We start from the raw sequence: 17687 nt of genomic DNA on the forward strand, positions 1-17687 counted from the left end.
GCCATGGTTTCGGCCGGCAGCGCCCCTGTCAATTGGGCAGTCAGGCACGATTCATCATAAAAAGAATGGACGGAAAGCATGGAGACGCAAAAATTATCTACCGTTGAAAAGGTCGGCTTCGGCGCCGGCGACATGGCGCTCAACGTCGTCATCTCGTCGATGATGTTGATCATTACCTTTTTCTATACCGATATCTATGGCTTGAAAACCACCGACCTGGCCCTGCTGTTCGTGGCCGTCAAGGTCGTGGGCGCCATCGCCGACCTGGTCATGGGCCAGATCACCGACCGCTACAGCTTTGCCTCGGGCCGCTACCGCCCCTACCTGCTGTGGCTGGCAGTGCCGTTCGGCGTCAGCGTCTTCTTTGTGTTCACCACGCCGGAATGGGGCTATGACGCCAAGCTCATCTGGGCGTATTCCACCTACATCTTGATGACGATCATGACGGCCGGCGTGGGCATCCCGTATATTTCATTGATCAGCGGCCTGACCAGCGACCCGCACGAACGCCTGTCGGCCAACGGCTACCGGCTGTTCTTCGCCAAGATCGGCGCCTTCATGGTGACCATCGTCGTGCCTGTCCTGTCGCAGCGCTGGGGCGGCGGCAACCCGGCCGTCGGCTACCAGGCGGCCATGGCCGTGATGGCCGTGATGGGCGTGGCCCTGTTCCTGTTCTGCTATTTCACCACCACCGAGCGCGTCGTCCACGTGGTGGAAAAACAGTCCCTGATGGCGCAGCTGCGCGTACTGCTGAAAAACGACCAGTGGCTGGTGCTGTGCGGCGTGTGCGTCACGGGCACGGTGGGCTACGTGGTGCGCGGTTCCGTCGCCATCTATTACGCGAAATACTACCTGGGCGGCGACACGGAAACCGTGGCCGCCTTCCTCACCACGGGCGTGGTGGCCGCCATCCTGGCGATGATCGCCTCGACGTGGATCACCAAGTTCTATTGCAAGGTCAAGCTGTTCCGCTACACGCAGATCGGCGTGGCGCTGATCAGCCTGGCGATCTATTTCTTCGTCAAGCCGAGCGATACGGTGCTGGCCTTCGCCCTGTATTTCCTGCTGTCCTTCGTGGTGGACTTGCATGCCCCCGTGTTCTGGTCGGCCATCGCGGAAACCATTGATTACGGTCAAGTGAAGACGGGCAAGCGCGTCTCCGGCTTCGCCTTCGGCGGCATTTCCGTCTGCCAGAAGGCGGGCATGGCCGTGGCAGGCTTTTTGGTGGGCATGCTGCTGTCGTATTTCGACTACCAGCCCAACCATGAGCAGACGCAATTCGCCCTGAACGGCATCGCCCTGATGCTGTCGGTCATCCCCGGCTTCTTCCATTTGCTGATGGGCCTGCTGATGTTCAAGTACCGCATCAGTGATGAGTATTACCGCGGCGTGAAGGTGGAAATGCACAAACGCGGCTTTGTCGCCGCCTGAGATTAATTATTTGGAGTAAGCAACATGGCTGACATCTTGAAACCGCTGATCGAACAACGTGCCGATCCGCATATTTACCGCCACAGCGACGGCTATTATTACTTTACGGCATCCGTGCCCCAGTACGACCGCATCGAACTGCGCCGCGCCGACAGCATCGCCGGCCTGGCCGATGCGGAGCAAGTCGCCGTGTGGCACAAGCCGGAGACGGGTCCGTACAGCGAACTGGTGTGGGCACCGGAGCTGCACTTCAACCAGGGCGCCTGGTATGTGTATTTCGCCGCCGCGCCGAGCCGCGAGATCAAACATAAACTGTTCCAGCACCGCATGTATGCGATCCGCAATACGAATGCGAATCCGCTGGAAGGCGAATGGGAGTTCATGGGCCAGGTCGACACGGGCATCGACACCTTCTGCCTGGACGCCACCACCTTCGAGCACGATGGCCAGCTGTATTACCTGTGGGCGCAGAAAGATATCGCCATCGAAGGCAATTCCAACCTGTACATCGCGCCCATGGCCACGCCATGGCAGCTGGGCGGCCCGCCCGTGATGCTGAGCAAGCCAGAATTCGACTGGGAAATCCGTGGCTTCTGGGTCAACGAGGGACCGTCCGTGCTGAAACGCAACGGCAAGATCTTCATCAGCTATTCCGCCAGCGCCACGGATGAAAACTACGCCATGGGCTTGCTGTGGGCGGATGCCTCCGCCGACCTGCTCGATCCTTCCTCGTGGACGAAGTCGCCCGAGCCCGTGTTTGCCACCTGCTACGAGCACGGCATCTACGGCCCCGGCCACAACAGTTTTACGACGGCGGAAGATGGGGATAATGTGTTGCTGGTGTACCATGCCCGCACCTACACGGAAATCGTCGGCGATCCTTTGTGGAACCCGGACCGCCATACCTTTGTGAAGCCGCTGCGCTGGGATGCGCAAGGCATGCCCGTGTTTGGCCGTTCATCGACCCTGTAATCCCTGGAAGAGCGCCCATGACCCCTGTTGCCGCCGCATCTGCTACCACCGCCACCGTCACCCAGGCGCCCTTCGGCGTCTTGCCCGACGGCGACCACGTCACCGTGTTTACCCTGACGAACCGCCAGGGCATGCAAGTGAAGGTGCTCGATTTTGGCGCCATCATCAGCGAAATCCACGTGCCGGACCGCGACGGCGTGTTTGCCGACGTCGTGCTCGGTTTCGAGCGCATCGAGCCGTATCTGCACAACAATGCCTACCTGGGTGCCGTCATCGGGCGCTTCGGCAACCGCATCGCCGAGGGACGCTTCCAGCTCGACGGCAAGGATTACCAGCTGGCCGTGAATAACGCGCCGAACCACTTGCATGGCGGCAACCAGGGCTTTCACCAGGTCATGTGGCAGGCCGCGCCGTTCACCAAGGAAGACGCCGTGGGCGTGACCTTCACGCGCAGCAGCCCGGACGGCGAAGATGGCTATCCGGGCCAGCTGGACGTGACCCTCATCTACGAGCTGGACGACGACAACGCGCTGAGCCTGCGCTACCACGCCGTGACGGACCAGGCCACGCCCGTCAACTTGACCAACCACAGCTATTTCAACCTGGCGGGGCAGGGGCATATCCTCGGCCACGAACTGTCCATCAACGCGGACCGCTACCTGCCCGTCGACGCCGGTTCCATCCCCACGGGCGAGCTGGCGGACGTGGCCGGCACGCCATTCGACCTGCGCCAACCCACCGTCATCGGCGACAGCATCGACTTGCCGCACGAGCAGATCCGCATCGGCCGGGGCTACGACCATAACTTTGTGTTGAATCAAAAGCCGGGCCAGCTGCTGAACCTGGCCGCCACCGTGCGCGATCCCGCCTCGGGCCGCAGCATGCAGGTGTACACGCAGGAGCCGGGCCTCCAGTTTTATTCCGGTAATTTCCTCGACAGCAGCCAGTACGGCAAGCTGCGCGCCATCAGCTACCGCAGCGCGCTGTGCCTGGAAACCCAGCATTTCCCCGATGCGCCCAATCAGGCGCAGTTCCCCAGCGCCATCCTGCGTCCGGGCGAGGAGTATCGGACGGAAACCGTGTACCGCTTTTCCGCCGAGTAAGCGCCGCGCTCGAAACCGTCCACGCCCTGCCGCCATGCGCCCGCAGGGCGTTTTCATTGGCGCATGCCGATATCGTTTTCGATATCGGAACGGATTAAAAATTGATTGGAAAGGCATGGCAGGATTCTTTAGTATCCCAACATCGCTGCCCGGGCCGACGACATTAGATCCGGCATAGCACAACCAGGAGAATGGCATGTCTGAGACAAAAAAGAAGGTAGCCCTGCGCTCCGCCGAGTGGTTCGGCTCGCAGGACAAGAACGGCTTCATGTACCGCAGCTGGATGAAAAACCAGGGCATACCTGACCACGAGTTTCACGGCAAGCCCATCATCGGCATCTGCAATACCTGGTCCGAGCTGACTCCGTGCAACGCGCATTTCCGCCAGCTGGCCGAACACGTCAAGCGCGGCATCCTGGAAGCGGGTGGTTTCCCCGTGGAATTCCCCGTCTTCTCGAACGGCGAGTCGAACCTGCGCCCGACGGCCATGCTGACGCGCAACCTGGCCTCGATGGACGTGGAAGAATCGATCCGCGGCAACCCGATGGACGCCGTCGTGCTGCTGGTCGGCTGCGACAAGACGACGCCGGCGCTGCTGATGGGTGCGGCCAGCGTCGACATTCCCACCATCGTCGTCAGCGGCGGCCCCATGCTGAACGGCAAGCTGAATGGCAAGGATATCGGTTCCGGCACGGCCGTATGGCAGCTGCACGAGCAGATGAAGGCCGGCTCCATCACCCTGCACCAGTTCATGTCGGCCGAATCGGGCATGTCGCGCTCGGCCGGTACCTGCAACACCATGGGCACGGCCTCGACCATGGCCAGCATGGCCGAAGCGCTGGGCACCTCGCTGCCGCACAACGCGGCCATCCCTGCCGTCGATTCGCGCCGCTACGTGCTGGCGCATATGTCGGGCATCCGCATCGTGGAAATGGTGCACGAAGACCTGCGCCTGTCGAAAGTATTGACGCGCGAAGCGTTTGAAAACGCCATCAAGGTCAACGCCGCCATCGGCGGCTCGACCAATGCCGTGATCCATTTGAAGGCCATCGCCGGGCGCATCGGCGTCCCGCTGGAACTGGAAGACTGGACCAAGGTAGGCCGGGGCACGCCGACCATCGTCGACCTGCTGCCATCGGGCCGTTTCCTTATGGAAGAGTTTTACTACGCGGGCGGCTTGCCGGCCGTGATACGCCGCCTGGGCGAAGGCGACTTGCTGCCGCACAAGAATGCGCTGACCGTCAATGGCAAGTCGCTGTGGGACAACTGCGTCGAAGCACCCATCTACAACGATGAAGTGGTGCGCACCCTGGACAACCCGCTGCTGGCCGATGGCGGCATCTGCGTGCTGCGCGGCAACCTGGCGCCGCGCGGCGCCGTGCTGAAGCCCTCGGCCGCCTCGCCACACTTGATGCAGCACCGGGGCAAGGCCGTCGTTTTCGAAGATTTCGAACATTACAAAGCGCGCATCGTTGATCCGGATCTCGACGTCGATGCCAATTCCGTGCTGGTGATGAAGAACTGCGGCCCGAAAGGCTATCCGGGCATGGCGGAAGTGGGCAACATGGGCTTGCCGCCCAAGCTGCTGGCGCAGGGCATCACGGACATGGTGCGCATCTCGGATGCGCGCATGAGCGGCACCGCCTACGGCACCGTCGTGCTGCACGTGGCGCCGGAAGCCATGGCCGGCGGCCCGCTGGGCATCGTCAGGGATGGCGACATGATCGCCCTCGACTGCCATAACGGCAGCCTGAACATCGACATCAGCGACGCGGAAATCGCCGAGCGCCTGGCGGCCCGCGAACTGGGCAGCGCACCGGGGCCGAAGAGCGGCTACCAGCAGCTGTACATCGAACACGTGTTGCAGGCCGACGAAGGCTGCGATTTCGACTTCCTGGTCGGCAATCGCGGTTCCGCCGTGCCGCGCCACTCACACTAAGCGGAGACTCCCATGCTGTTGCTGCAATTTACGAATGAACACGGCGGCCGCCTTGTCGGCCTGCTGCAAGACGACGTGATCCGCGTCATCGAAGGCTACAACACGACGTATGCGCTGGCGCAAGACGCCATCCGCAAGAAGGTCAACCTGGCGGAGCTGGTGAACGCCAGCGTCGGCACTACCACGCATTCCTATGCGGACGTGGCCGCCGGCGGCCGCTTGCTGGCGCCGCTCGATCACGCGGACGAGGCGCACTGCTACGTGACGGGCACGGGCCTGACCCACCTGGGCAGCGCCGGCGCGCGCGACGCCATGCACAAGAAGATCGGCGGCGACGCCGAATCCCTGAGCGACTCCATGAAGATGTTCCGCCTGGGCGTGGAAGGCGGCAAGCCCGCCGCCGACACGGCCGGTGCCCAGCCCGAATGGTTTTACAAGGGCGACGGCTCCATCGTGCGCGCAGGCGGCCAGCCGCTGCGCATGCCGGACTTTGCCCTCGATGGCGGCGAAGAGCCGGAAATCGCCGGCCTGTACGTGATCGGCGACGACGGCCAGCCCTACCGGGTCGGCTACGCCATCGGCAATGAATTCTCGGACCACGTGACGGAACGCCAGAACTATCTGTACCTGGCCCACTCGAAGCTGCGCGTGTGCAGCGTGGGTCCGGCCCTGCTGGTGGGCGAATTGCCCCCGCACATAGACGGCACTTCGCGCGTGCGCGACGCGGATGGCAATGTGCGCTGGGAAAAAGCCTTCGTCAGCGGCGAAGAGAATATGTCGCACACGATCGCCAACCTGGAACACCATCACTTCAAGTATCCGCTGTTCAAGCGCCCCGGTGACGTGCACGTGCATTTCTTTGGCACGGCCACCCTGAGCTTTGCCGATGGCGTCAGCGTAGCGCCGGGTGACACCTTTGAAATCGAAGCGCCGGCCTTTGGCCCTGCCTTGCGCAACCGCCTCGACGTCTTCCCAACCGAATTTGCGAAAGTGAGCACATTATGAGTTTCCCTATCACCGGTGATGCACTGATCGGCGGCGTTGCCGTCAAGGGCAATGGCGGTTCCTTCCAGGCCTGGGATCCGGCCGCACGCGCGCACATCGCGCCCGCCTTCCACATGGTTGACGCAGCGCAAATCGACGAAGCCTGCCGCCTGGCGCAAGCCGCATTCGACCCTTTCCGCGCCACCAGCGACGCCGAACGCGCCGACTTCCTGGACACCATCGCCGCGCAAATCGTGGAACTGGGCGACGACTTGATCGTGCGCGCCATGACGGAAAGCGGCTTGCCGCGCGCGCGCCTGGAAGGCGAGCGTGGCCGCACGGTAGGTCAATTAAAGCTGTTCGCCGGCCTGCTGCGCGAGGGTTCGTGGACGGATGCGCGCATCGACAGCCCGCTGCCGGACCGCGTGCCGCCCCGTCCTGACTTGCGCTTGCGCATGATCGGCCTGGGCCCCGTCGCCGTCTTCGCGGCCAGTAACTTCCCGCTGGCCTTTTCCGTGGCCGGTGGCGATACGGCCTCGGCCCTGGCGGCCGGCTGCCCCGTCGTCCTGAAGGCCCACTCGGCCCACCCGGGCACGTCCGAACTGGTGGCGCGCGCCATCGTGAAAGCCATCGCCATCTGCAAGCTGCCAGCGGGCGTCTTCGCCTTGCTGACGGGCACGGGCAATGGCATCGGCCAGGGCCTGGTAGCCCATCCGGCCATCCAGGCCGTCGGCTTTACGGGGTCGCGCTCGGGCGGCATCGCCCTGATGAAGGTGGCGGCCGAGCGTCCGCAGCCGATTCCTGTCTACGCGGAAATGAGCAGCATCAACCCCGTGTTTGTGCTGCCGCAAGCGCTGGCTGCCCGTGGCGCCACGATCGCCAGCGGCTTTGCCGCTTCGCTGACGATGGGCGTGGGCCAGTTCTGCACCAATCCCGGCCTCGTGCTGGGCCTGGCCGGCGCTGATTTCACGGCCTTCGCCGCCGCCGCCGCCGAAGCGCTGGCGCCGGCCCCGGCCGCCACCATGTTGACGGCCGGCATCGCCAGCAGCTATGCCAAGGGCGTCGCCGCCCTGGCGCAGCACGCGGACGTGACGCCGCTGGTGCAGAACGCGGGCGAGGAAGGCAAGGGCGCCGCCGCCCTGTTCGTCACCTCGGGCGAGGCGTTTTTGGCCAAGCACGATTTGCGCGACGAAGTCTTCGGCCCGGCCTCGCTGCTGGTGGCGTGCCGCGACATGGAACAATTGCTGGCGATCACCGAAAGCCTGGAAGGCCAGCTGACGGCCACCCTGCAGATGGATGCGGGCGACCTGGACGATGCGCGCCGCTTGCTGCCCGTGCTGGAACGCCGCGTGGGCCGCATCCTGGCCAACGGTTTCCCCACGGGCGTGGAAGTGTCGACGGCCATGGTGCACGGCGGCCCGTTCCCGGCCACGTCCGATGGCCGCAGCACGTCGGTGGGCACGGCCGCCATCAACCGCTTCCTGCGTCCCGTGTCCTACCAGAACCTGGCGCAGGACTTGCTGCCGGAGTCGTTGCGCGACGATAATCCGCTGGGCATCTGGCGCCGCAAGGACGGCGTGCTGGGCAAGGACTAAAAAGCTGCTGCGCGGCGGGGCCGATGGCCTTGCCGCGCCAGCTTGTGTTGTACGTTGTACCTAAAAAAATAAACAGGTGGAGACGAGAATGAAGCAATTGGCGAAATATGGCAGCTTGCAGGGCAAGCGCGTGTTCATCACGGGTGGCGGCAGCGGCATCGGCGAATCCCTCGTGACGGAGTTTGCCGCCCAGGGCGCCCTGGTGGCGTTTGTCGATATTGCCGTGGATGCGAGCGAGGCCCTGTGCCGCCGCCTGGCTGAAGCGGGCTGGACCGCACCATTGTTCCGTTATTGCGACATCACGGATATTGCCTCCCTGCAAGCCGTCATGGCCGAGCTGGCAGGCAAGCTGGGCGACTTCGATATCCTCGTCAACAATGCCGCCAACGACCAGCGCCACCAGGCGCAGGACGTCACGCTCGAGTACTGGAACGAGCGCATTGCGATCAATCAACGTCCCATGTTCTTCACCTGCCAGGCCGTCTTCGAAGGCATGAAGCGCCAGGGCGGCGGTTCCATCATCAACGTCAGTTCGATTTCCTGGCACATGAAGTCGGGCGGCTACCCCGTGTATGCCACCACCAAGGCAGCCGTCGTCGGCCTGACGCGGGGCCTGGCGCGCGATTTCGGCGCGCATAACATCCGCGTCAACACGGTCACGCCCGGCTGGGTCATGACGCAGCGCCAGATCGATCTGTGGGTCGACGACGCGGCGGAAGTGGAAATCAAGAAAAGCCAGTGCCTGCCGAATAAACTGATGCCGCAGGACATCGCCGCCATGGTGCTGTTCCTCGCTTCCGATGACGGCGCCATGTGCTCGTCCCAGGAATTCATCGTCGACGCCGGCTGGGTCTGACAAAACGTCCAGGGCGTTGTTGCCTTGCCTAGCCGTACTTGCGTACTGTCTTCGGCAAGGCGCCTAGCCCTGGGCGTTTTGTCGGGTGCGGGCCTTTCCGCAGCCATACCTCCTTTTGAAGCACCGCTCATGCCGCCCCAACCCCGCGGCAGGAGAGGCATCGCCACATCCGGAAGCTGAACATGAAATTTCTCGTTTGCAGCATCGCCCTCGTTTGCGCCGGCGCCGCCAGTGCGCAAGGCACGCAGGCATTGAAGAGTCCCGACGGCACCTTGCACGTCCAGGTCGCGCCCGACCCGGGCGGCAGCGTCACCTATGCCGTGCAGCGTTCGGGTGCGCCCGTCATCCTGCCATCGGCCCTGGGCCTGCAGTTTGCCGGCCTGGACCTGTCGCGCCGCCTGACATTGGGCGCCGCCTCGCCCGTCACGCCCGTGGCCGAGCGCTACACCATGGCCACGGGCAAGCGCCGCGTCATCGATTACGCGGCCAACGAGCAGCGCTTCACGGTGACAAATGCGCAGGGGCATGCCATGGACGTGGTGTTCCGCGTCTCCAACGATGGCGTGGCCTTGCGCTACGTGCTGGGCCAGGTGCCGGGCGGGGCCGGCGCCATGCTGCAGGAAAGCACGGCCTTCAGCTTTGCACCCGCCACGCGGGCCTGGCTGCAGCCGATGCAGGTGGCGCAGACGGGCTGGATGAACACCAATCCCGCCTACGAAGAACATTACCGCATGGATATCCCCGTGGGCACGCCGTCGCCGTTGGCGGCCGGCTGGGTCTTCCCGGCCCTGTTCAAGTCGGGCGACACCTGGGTGGCGCTGACGGAAGCGGACATGGATGGCAGCTTCCACGCCTCGCGCCTGCAGGCGCAGTCCAGGGGCGGCGTCTACCGCATCGGCACGCCGATGGCGGCCGAAGTGGCGCCCGGCGGCGCCTTGCTGGCGCAGGCGGCCACGGGCCTGCGTTCGCCATGGCGCGTGCTGGCCATCGGCAGCCTGGCCACCGTCATGGACAGCACCCTGGGTACGGACCTGGCCGCCCCCGCCATTGCCTTCGACACGGCCAAGGTGCTGCCCGGCCACGCGGCCTGGAGCTGGGGCTTGCTGAAGGACGATGCCACCGTGTATGCGGTGCAGAAACAGTTCATCGATTACGCGGCCGACATGCACTGGGATTACGTGCTCGTCGATGCGGACTGGGACCGCCAGATCGGCTACGCGAAAATTGCCGAACTGGCCGCGTATGCGGCGAGCAAGAAGGTCGGGCTGTTCCTCTGGTACAACTCCTCGGGCAGCTGGAACAAGACGACGTATTCCCCGAAAGGCAAGCTGTTGACTGCCGCGCAGCGCGAAGAGGAATTTGCGCGCCTGGCCGGCATGGGCATCAAGGGCATCAAGGTGGATTTCTTTGCCGGCGATGGACAGTCGATGATTGCCTATTATTTGGGCATCCTGAACGATGCGGCGCGGCATGGCTTGCTGGTCAATTTCCATGGCGCTACCTTGCCACGGGGCTGGGCGCGCACTTACCCGAACCTGATGACGGCCGAAGGCGTCAAGGGCCTGGAATTTACCACTTTTGAACAGCGCGACCAGGATGCCATGCCCGCCCATGCGGCCATGCTGCCCTTCGCGCGCAACCTGTTCGACCCCATGGATTTCACGCCCATGGTGTTTGGCGACGTGCCCAACATCCGCCGCGCCACGCGCAACGGTTTTGAGCTGGCGCTGTCCGTGCTGTTCCTGTCGGGCGTGCAGAACTTTGCGGAAGTGCCCGCCGGCATGGCCGGCGTGCCCGCCTATGTCAAAACGTTCTTGCAGGAACTGCCGCGCAGCTGGGATGACAGCCGCTTCCTCGATGGCGTGCCCGGCCAGTACCTGATGCTGGCGCGCCAGGCGGGCGAGCGCTGGTACGTGGCCGGCATCAATGCCCAGGCCAGCGCGCAGACCTTCACCGTGGACTTGTCCTTCCTGGAAGGCAAGCGCGGCGCCCTCATCACGGACGGCGCCAGCGAGCGCACATTCAGCCAGCAGGAAATTGCGGCCGGCAAGGCCGTCATCACGATCAAGCCGCATGGCGGCTTTGTAGCAATCTTTAATTAAAACAACAGGAGACAGCATGAAATTCGTCAACACCAGCATCCTGGCCTTGAGCCTGGCCGTCGGCAGCGCCTTCGCCGCCCCCGTGAATGTCACCATCGACGTGGCCAAGCCCGGTCCCGTGATCAACAAGAACGTGTACGGCCAGTTCGCCGAGCACCTGGGCACGGGCATCTACGAAGGCATGTGGGTGGGCCCGGATTCGCCGATTCCGAACACCAAGGGCTGGCGCAACGACGTGCTGGGCGCGCTGAAACAGTTACACGTGCCCCTCGTGCGCTGGCCGGGCGGCTGCTTCGCCGATGAATACCACTGGAAGGACGGCATCGGCGCGCGCGACAAGCGCCCGACCAAGGTCAACACCAACTGGGGCGGCGTGGAAGAGTCGAATGCCGTCGGCACGCACGAATTCTTCGACTTGGCCGAGCTGCTGGGCGCACAGACCTACATCAATGGCAACCTCGGTTCCGGCACGCCGCAGGAAATGTCCGAATGGCTGGAATACATGACCTCGGACAGCAAGTCGACCCTGGCCGAGCTGCGCCGCAAGAATGGCCGCGCCCAGCCCTATAAAGTCGATTACTTTGGCATCGGCAACGAAGCCTGGGGCTGCGGCGGCAATATGCGCCCGCAGTACTACACGGACTTGTACAAGCACTACCACACCTTCATGAAGACGCCGGAAAGCGCGCGGCCGAAATTCATCGCCAGCGGCGGCAATGACGACGACATCAGCTGGTCCGACACCCTGAGCCGCGAAATCAAGCCGAACATGATGGACGCCATCAGTTTCCACTACTACACGGTGCCGACGGGCGTGTGGGAAAAGAAGGGCGCGGCCACGGGCTTTGGCGAAGATGAATGGATCTCGACTCTGAGCCGCACCTTGCGCATCGATAGCTTGATCAAGAACAATATCGCCGCCATCGACAAGAACGACCCGTCGAAAAAGACCGGCTTGTACGTCGATGAATGGGGCACCTGGTACGACGTGGAGCCAGGCACCAACACGGGCTTTTTGTTCCAGCAAAACAGCTTGCGCGATGCGCTCGTCGCCGCCCTGAACTTCAATATTTTCCATGAACACGCGGACCGCGTGCGCATGACGAATATCGCGCAAATGGTCAACGTGCTGCAGGCCATGATCATCACGGACAAGGATAAGTATTTCCTCACGCCCACGTATCACGCCTTCCAGATGTACGTGCCGTTCCAGGACGCCACCTCCCTGCCGGTCGCCATCCAGGGCAATGGCAAGTACAGCCTGGGCAAGTTCAGCATTCCTGAAGTGAGCGCCTCGGCCGCGCGGGCCAAGGATGGCAAGGTGTACTTGTCCTTGGTCAACACCAACCCGCACAAGGCCGTCGACGTCAACGTGGCACTGGCCGGCAAGCAAGTGGCCAGCGTGGATGGCCGTGTGCTGACCGCAGGCAAGATGGATGCCGTCAACAGCTTTGCGCAGCCGCAAGCCGTGCAGCCGGTGGCCTTCAATGCCAAGGCGCAGGGCGGCAAGCTGACTGTCTCGGTGCCGGCCAAGGCCGTCGTGGTGGTGGCCGTCGAATAAGCTTCCCGCTTCCTGTTGTCTACTCTGCGCCGGCGCGGGAGCCTTCCCGCGCCGGCCAGCCGCATCGTGCTGCACGTTGTAGAGGAAGTATTCCATGAACAGAAGAGAAGCTGTGCTGGCGCTCGGTAGCGCCATGGCCCTGGTCGCCTGTGGCGGGGGCGGTTCCGATAGTGTTCCCGTCGTGTCCGTCACGCCGCCCGTCGTGCCCCCGGTCGTTCCGCCCGTCGTGACGCCGCCCGTACAGGGCGCCGTCACCTTTATGAATGCCTCCGTGCATGACCCGTCCGTCATCAAGGTGGCCGATACCTATTATGTCTTCGGTTCGCACCTGGCGGCCGCCAAGTCCTCGGACCTGATGAACTGGAGCAAGATTGCCGAAGGCGTCAACGCCAGCAATCCCCTGTTCAACAATGTCGTCACGGCCCTGGCCGATACCTTTGCCTGGTCGCAAGTAACCGGGCTGTGGGCACCGGACGTGATCCGGCTCGACAATGGCAAGTTCGCCATGTACTACAACAGCTGCAAGGGCGATTCGCCCCGTTCCGCCATGGGCCTGGCCCTGGCCGACGCGGTGACAGGCCCGTACGTCAACCAGCAGATTTTCCTCAAGTCCGGCATGTGGGGCCAGGTCAGCGAAGATGGCGTGACCATCTACGATGCGCTGACGCAACCGAACGTGGTGGACCCGAACACTTTCCGCGATGCCACGGGCAAGCTGTGGATGATCTACGGTTCGTATTCGGGCGGCATCTTCATCCTGGCCATGGACCCGGCCACGGGCTTGCCCGTCACCGGGCAGGGCTATGGCAAGCATGTGATCGGCGGCAACCATAGCCGCATCGAGGGCGCGTACGTGTTGTACAGCCCGCAAACGCAGTATTACTACCTGTTCACCTCGTTTGGCGGCCTGGACGCAAACGGCGCCTACAATATGCGCGTGGCCCGCTCGCGCAATCCGGACGGTCCCTACGTGGATGCCAAGGGCAAGGACATGCGCCAGGTCAAGTCGAACCCCGCCTTGCCCCTGTTCGACGATGCGTCCATCGCGCCATACGGCCAGAAGCTGATGGGCAACCATCAATTCGCACTGGCAACGGGAGAAACGGGCACGCCGCCGGGATATGTGTCGCCAGGACACAATTCGGCGTTTTATGATGCCGCCACGCAGCAGTATTTCCTCATCTTCCACACGCGCTTCCCGAACACGGGCGAGCTGCACGAAATCCGCGTGCACGAGCTGTTCATCAATGCCGATGGCTGGCTGGTGGCGGCGCCGTTCCGCTACGTGCCCTTGAGCAAGAGCGTCACGCCGCTGGCGGCGCAGGTGGCGGCCGCGGACGTGGCGGGCAGCTATCAACTGATCAACCATGGCAAGGATATTTCCACGGCGCTCAAGCTGTCGCAAAATATCGCGCTGCTGGCCAATGGGACGGTCAGCGGGGCGCAGACGGGCACGTGGCAGCACCAGGGCAACAACCTGGTCGCCATCACCCTGGCGTCCGGCGGTCTGTTCAATGGCGTGCTGTCGCGCCAGTGGAATGCCAATGCGAATGCCTTCGTCGTCACGTTCACGGCGCAGTCGGCCGACGGCGTGTCGCTGTGGGGCGCCCGCACGGGCACATGAAGTAACAATCAAGGAGAACCATGATGCAAACGCTCAAGCGCGGCCTGGCCGCCGTTACCGCCACCCTGATGGCGCTGTCCTGCCATGCCGCGCAAGTGAGCGTGCACGACCCCGTGATGGCCAAGGAAGGCGACACCTATTATTTGTACAGCACGGGACCCGGCATCACCTTCTACAGCTCGAAGAACATGGTCGACTGGCAGCCGGAAGGGCGCATCTTCGCGGGCCAGCCTGCGTGGGCGAAGACGGCCGCGCCCTCGTTCGACGACCACATCTGGGCACCCGACGTGCAGTTTCATAACGGTAAGTATTACCTGTACTACTCCGTGTCCGGCTTCGGCAAGAACACCTCCGGCATCGGCGTGACCGTCAACGCCACGCTGAATCCCCGCTCGCCCGACTACCGCTGGGTAGACCAGGGCATGCTGCTGCAATCGGTGCCCGAGCGCGACGAGTGGAACGCCATCGATTCGAACATCATCACGGACAAGCAGGGTACGCCGTGGATGGCCTTCGGCTCGTTCTGGAACGGCATCAAGCTGGTGAAGTTGAATGCCGACTGGAAAACGATTGCCGAACCGCAAGAATGGCATTCGCTGGCGCGCCGCGTGCCGCTGCCGCCGCGCGCCGGCGAATTCAAGCCCGCGCCCGAGGAAATCGAAGCGCCGTTCATCTTCCAGCGCGGCGACGAGTATTTCCTCTTCGTCTCGTGGGGCCTGTGCTGCCAGAAGGAAAAAAGCACCTATCACCTGGCCGTGGGACGCGCCAAGAGCGTGACGGGGCCGTACCTGGACCGGGATGGCCGCGACATGGCGCAGGGCGGCGGCACGGTGCTGCTGCAAGGCGACAAGGATTGGAAGGGGTTGGGCCACAACAGCGCCTACACCTTCGACGGCAAGGATTACCTGGTGCTGCACGCCTATGAAACGGCGGACAACTATTTGCAGAAACTCAAGATCATGCCCATGACGTGGGACAAGGAGGGCTGGCCGCACGTCGACCCGCACGACCTGAACCGCTACCAGAGCCGCGAATTGCCCGCCGCCACAGCCAAACCGTAAGGACGCACCGTGAAAAAAACCCTGTTGACGCTGGCGCTGGCCGCCGGCGGCCTGGCCACGCCGCTGCTCCAGGCGGCCGAGCTGTTTCCCCTTTCGGCCGTGCGCCTCGGTGCGGGACCGTTTCTCGACGCACAGACGACGGATCTGCAGTATCTGATGGCGTTTGACCCGGATAAATTGCTGGCGCCATTCCGCCGCGAGGCGGGCTTGCCGCAGCCGCAGCCCAGCTATGGCAACTGGGAAGCGACGGGCCTCGATGGCCACATGGGCGGGCATTACCTGTCGGCGCTGGCTTTGATGTATGCATCCACGGGCGACGCCCAGGTGCGCGCGCGCCTGGACTACGTGCTGGTGGAACTGAAGAAATGCCAGGATGCCAACGGCAATGGCTACCTGGGCGGCATTCCCGATGGCAGCGCCGCCTGGCAAGCCGTGGCCCGGGGCGAGCTGCAGGCCGACACTTTTTCCGTCAATGGGCGCTGGGTGCCGTGGTACAACCTGCACAAGGTGTATGCGGGCTTGCGCGACGCCTACCAGCAGGCGGGCAGCGAGGAAGCGAAGGCCATGCTGATCGCCTTGTCGGACTGGGCCGTGAAACTGTCGGCCTCGCTCACGGATGAGCAGATGCAAGCCATGCTGCGCGCCGAACACGGCGGCATGAACGAAGTGCTGGCCGACGTCTACACGATGACGGGCGAGCAGCGCTACATGGACCTGGCCGTGCGCTTCTCGCACCAGGCGATCCTGCAGCCGCTGGCGGCCCGCCAGGACAAGCTGACGGGCCTGCATGCGAATACGCAAATCCCGAAAGTCATTGGCTTCGAGCGCATCGGCGAACTGACGGGCCGGCGCGACTGGCAGCAGGCCGCGCAATTCTTTTGGCAAACCGTGCACGACAAGCGCACGGTGGCCATCGGCGGCAACAGCGTGAAGGAGCATTTCCACGACGAACACGACTTTTCCTCGATGGTGGAGGAAGTGGAAGGGCCGGAAACGTGCAATACCTACAATATGCTCAAGCTTACCGAGCAATTGTTCCGGCGCGACGAACAGGTGAAATACGCGGATTACTACGAGCGCGCCCTGTACAACCACATCCTCTCGTCGCAGCGCCCCGGCACGGGCGGCTTCGTGTATTTCACGCCCATGCGGCCGAACCATTACCGCGTGTATTCGGAAGTGGACAAGGGCATGTGGTGCTGCGTGGGTTCCGGCATCGAAAGCCAGGCCAAGTATGGCGAGTTCATCTACGCCCACGAGGGCGACGCCCTGTACGTCAACCTGTTCATGGCCTCCACCCTGGACTGGAAGGAGCAGGGCGTCAGGATCGTCCAGTCGACCCAGTTTCCCGACCGGGACACGACGCGCATCACGGTGCAGGGAAATCGGACCTTCAGCCTGAAGATACGCTACCCGCAGTGGGTGGCCAAGGGCAAGCTGCGCGTCAAGCTCAACGGCAAGGCCCTGCGCGTGCGGGGCGGGCCGGGCGAGTACGTGACCGTCACGCGCGCCTGGAAAACGGGCGACAGCGTCGACGTGACCCTGCCCATGACGACGCGCCTGGAGCAGATGCCGGACCAGTCGAACTATTATGCCGTGCTGCACGGCCCCATCGTGCTGGCCGCCAAGACGCAGCCGTTCGCCAATGAAGCGCTGAACTATTTTGCCGACGACTCGCGCATGGGGCATATCGCCCAGGGCCAAGTGTGCCCGCTGGAATCGTCGCCCCTGTTCGTCAGCGATACCAGGGACTTCATGCACAAGATCAAGCCCGTGCAGGGCCAGCCGCTGACGTTTACGGCGCCCGGCTTGATCCAGGGCAAGGATGCGGCCACCTTGCGGCTGATCCCCTTCTTCCGCCTGCACGACTCGCGCTACATGCTGTACTGGCCCGTCTCCACGCCCGCCAGGCTGGCGCAGCTGCAGGACAGCACGCGCCAGGCGGAAGCCGAGCGCCTGGCCCTCGATGCGCGCACCATCGACCAGGTGGCGCCTGGGCAACAGCAGCCCGAGTCCGACCATTTCTTCAAGGCCGAGGGCGGGGAAAATGGCGTCAACAAGGGCCGGCACTGGCGCCATGCGACGGGATGGTTCAGCTATGAGCTGAACGACCCGCAAGGCGAGGCGACAACCCTGCGCCTGACCCTGTCCACCCTGGACGCGGGCCGCACCTTCGACGTGCTGGTCAATGGCACGCCGCTGCAGACGGTGGCCGTGGCGGCCGATGCGCCGCAGGAATTGCACACGCTCGATATCGCCATTCCCCAGGCCCTCGTGGCGGCGGCGAAGGGCAAGCTCAGCGTGAAATTTGTCGCCGGCAAGGATAGCGTGGCCGGCGGCCTGTACGGGCTGCGCCTGCTGCGCTGACAGAAAGCACGCCCGGGGAAGGCCACGGTAGCCGTCAAGCGATACGCAAATCGGTATCGCAAGCGAAAAAGAATTGATTGGATGGCTATGTG

General features: G+C 63.6%; 12 protein-coding genes. All 12 read left to right on the forward strand.

The window, feature by feature from the left end:
* Positions 1-78: 78 nt before the first annotated feature.
* Positions 79-1431, forward strand: coding sequence for an MFS transporter (locus tag EBS11_RS08830; protein WP_290602104.1), 1353 nt, complete (start codon positions 79-81; stop codon positions 1429-1431).
* Positions 1432-1455: 24 nt separating this feature from the next.
* Positions 1456-2403 (forward strand): glycoside hydrolase family 43 protein, encoded by a 948-nt coding sequence (locus tag EBS11_RS08835; protein WP_290602106.1) that lies wholly within the window; start codon positions 1456-1458, stop codon positions 2401-2403.
* A gap of 17 nt (positions 2404-2420) precedes the next feature.
* Entirely contained in the window at positions 2421-3506 is a 1086-nt protein-coding gene (locus EBS11_RS08840) for an aldose epimerase family protein (protein WP_290602108.1), read from the forward strand.
* Between the two features lie 196 nt (positions 3507-3702).
* Positions 3703-5445: an IlvD/Edd family dehydratase gene (locus EBS11_RS08845; RefSeq protein WP_034752921.1), complete on the forward strand. Its 1743-nt coding sequence runs from the start codon at positions 3703-3705 to the stop codon at positions 5443-5445.
* Positions 5446-5457: 12 nt separating this feature from the next.
* Positions 5458-6450: an AraD1 family protein gene (gene araD1, locus EBS11_RS08850; protein WP_290602110.1), complete on the forward strand. Its 993-nt coding sequence runs from the start codon at positions 5458-5460 to the stop codon at positions 6448-6450.
* The gene (locus EBS11_RS08855; protein WP_290602111.1) at positions 6447-8024 is read left to right on the forward strand and encodes an aldehyde dehydrogenase (NADP(+)); all 1578 of its coding nucleotides are present in this window, start codon (positions 6447-6449) and stop codon (positions 8022-8024) included. Before araD1 ends, EBS11_RS08855 begins: the two co-directional genes overlap by 4 nt.
* Before the next feature lie 88 nt (positions 8025-8112).
* Positions 8113-8880, forward strand: a complete 768-nt coding sequence (locus tag EBS11_RS08860; RefSeq protein WP_290602112.1) for an SDR family oxidoreductase — start codon at positions 8113-8115, stop codon at positions 8878-8880.
* A gap of 182 nt (positions 8881-9062) precedes the next feature.
* Positions 9063-10982 (forward strand): glycoside hydrolase family 97 protein, encoded by a 1920-nt coding sequence (locus EBS11_RS08865; RefSeq protein ID WP_290602113.1) that lies wholly within the window; start codon positions 9063-9065, stop codon positions 10980-10982.
* A 16-nt stretch (positions 10983-10998) separates the two neighbouring features.
* On the forward strand, positions 10999-12543 hold the full coding sequence (locus tag EBS11_RS08870) for an alpha-L-arabinofuranosidase C-terminal domain-containing protein (RefSeq protein WP_290602114.1): 1545 nt from the start codon (positions 10999-11001) through the stop codon (positions 12541-12543).
* A gap of 94 nt (positions 12544-12637) precedes the next feature.
* A complete protein-coding gene (locus EBS11_RS08875) occupies positions 12638-14167 on the forward strand; it encodes a glycoside hydrolase family 43 protein (protein WP_290602116.1) in 1530 nt (509 codons plus the stop codon).
* A 20-nt stretch (positions 14168-14187) separates the two neighbouring features.
* Positions 14188-15228, forward strand: coding sequence for an arabinan endo-1,5-alpha-L-arabinosidase (locus tag EBS11_RS08880; RefSeq protein WP_290602117.1), 1041 nt, complete (start codon positions 14188-14190; stop codon positions 15226-15228).
* Positions 15229-15237: 9 nt separating this feature from the next.
* Complete coding sequence (locus EBS11_RS08885) at positions 15238-17595, forward strand: glycoside hydrolase family 127 protein (protein WP_290602118.1); 2358 nt, start codon at positions 15238-15240, stop codon at positions 17593-17595.
* Positions 17596-17687 lie beyond the last annotated feature (92 nt).

Origin of the sequence: Janthinobacterium sp., from assembly GCF_009923995.1 — a bacterium.
Lineage (GTDB): Bacteria > Pseudomonadota > Gammaproteobacteria > Burkholderiales > Burkholderiaceae_D > Janthinobacterium.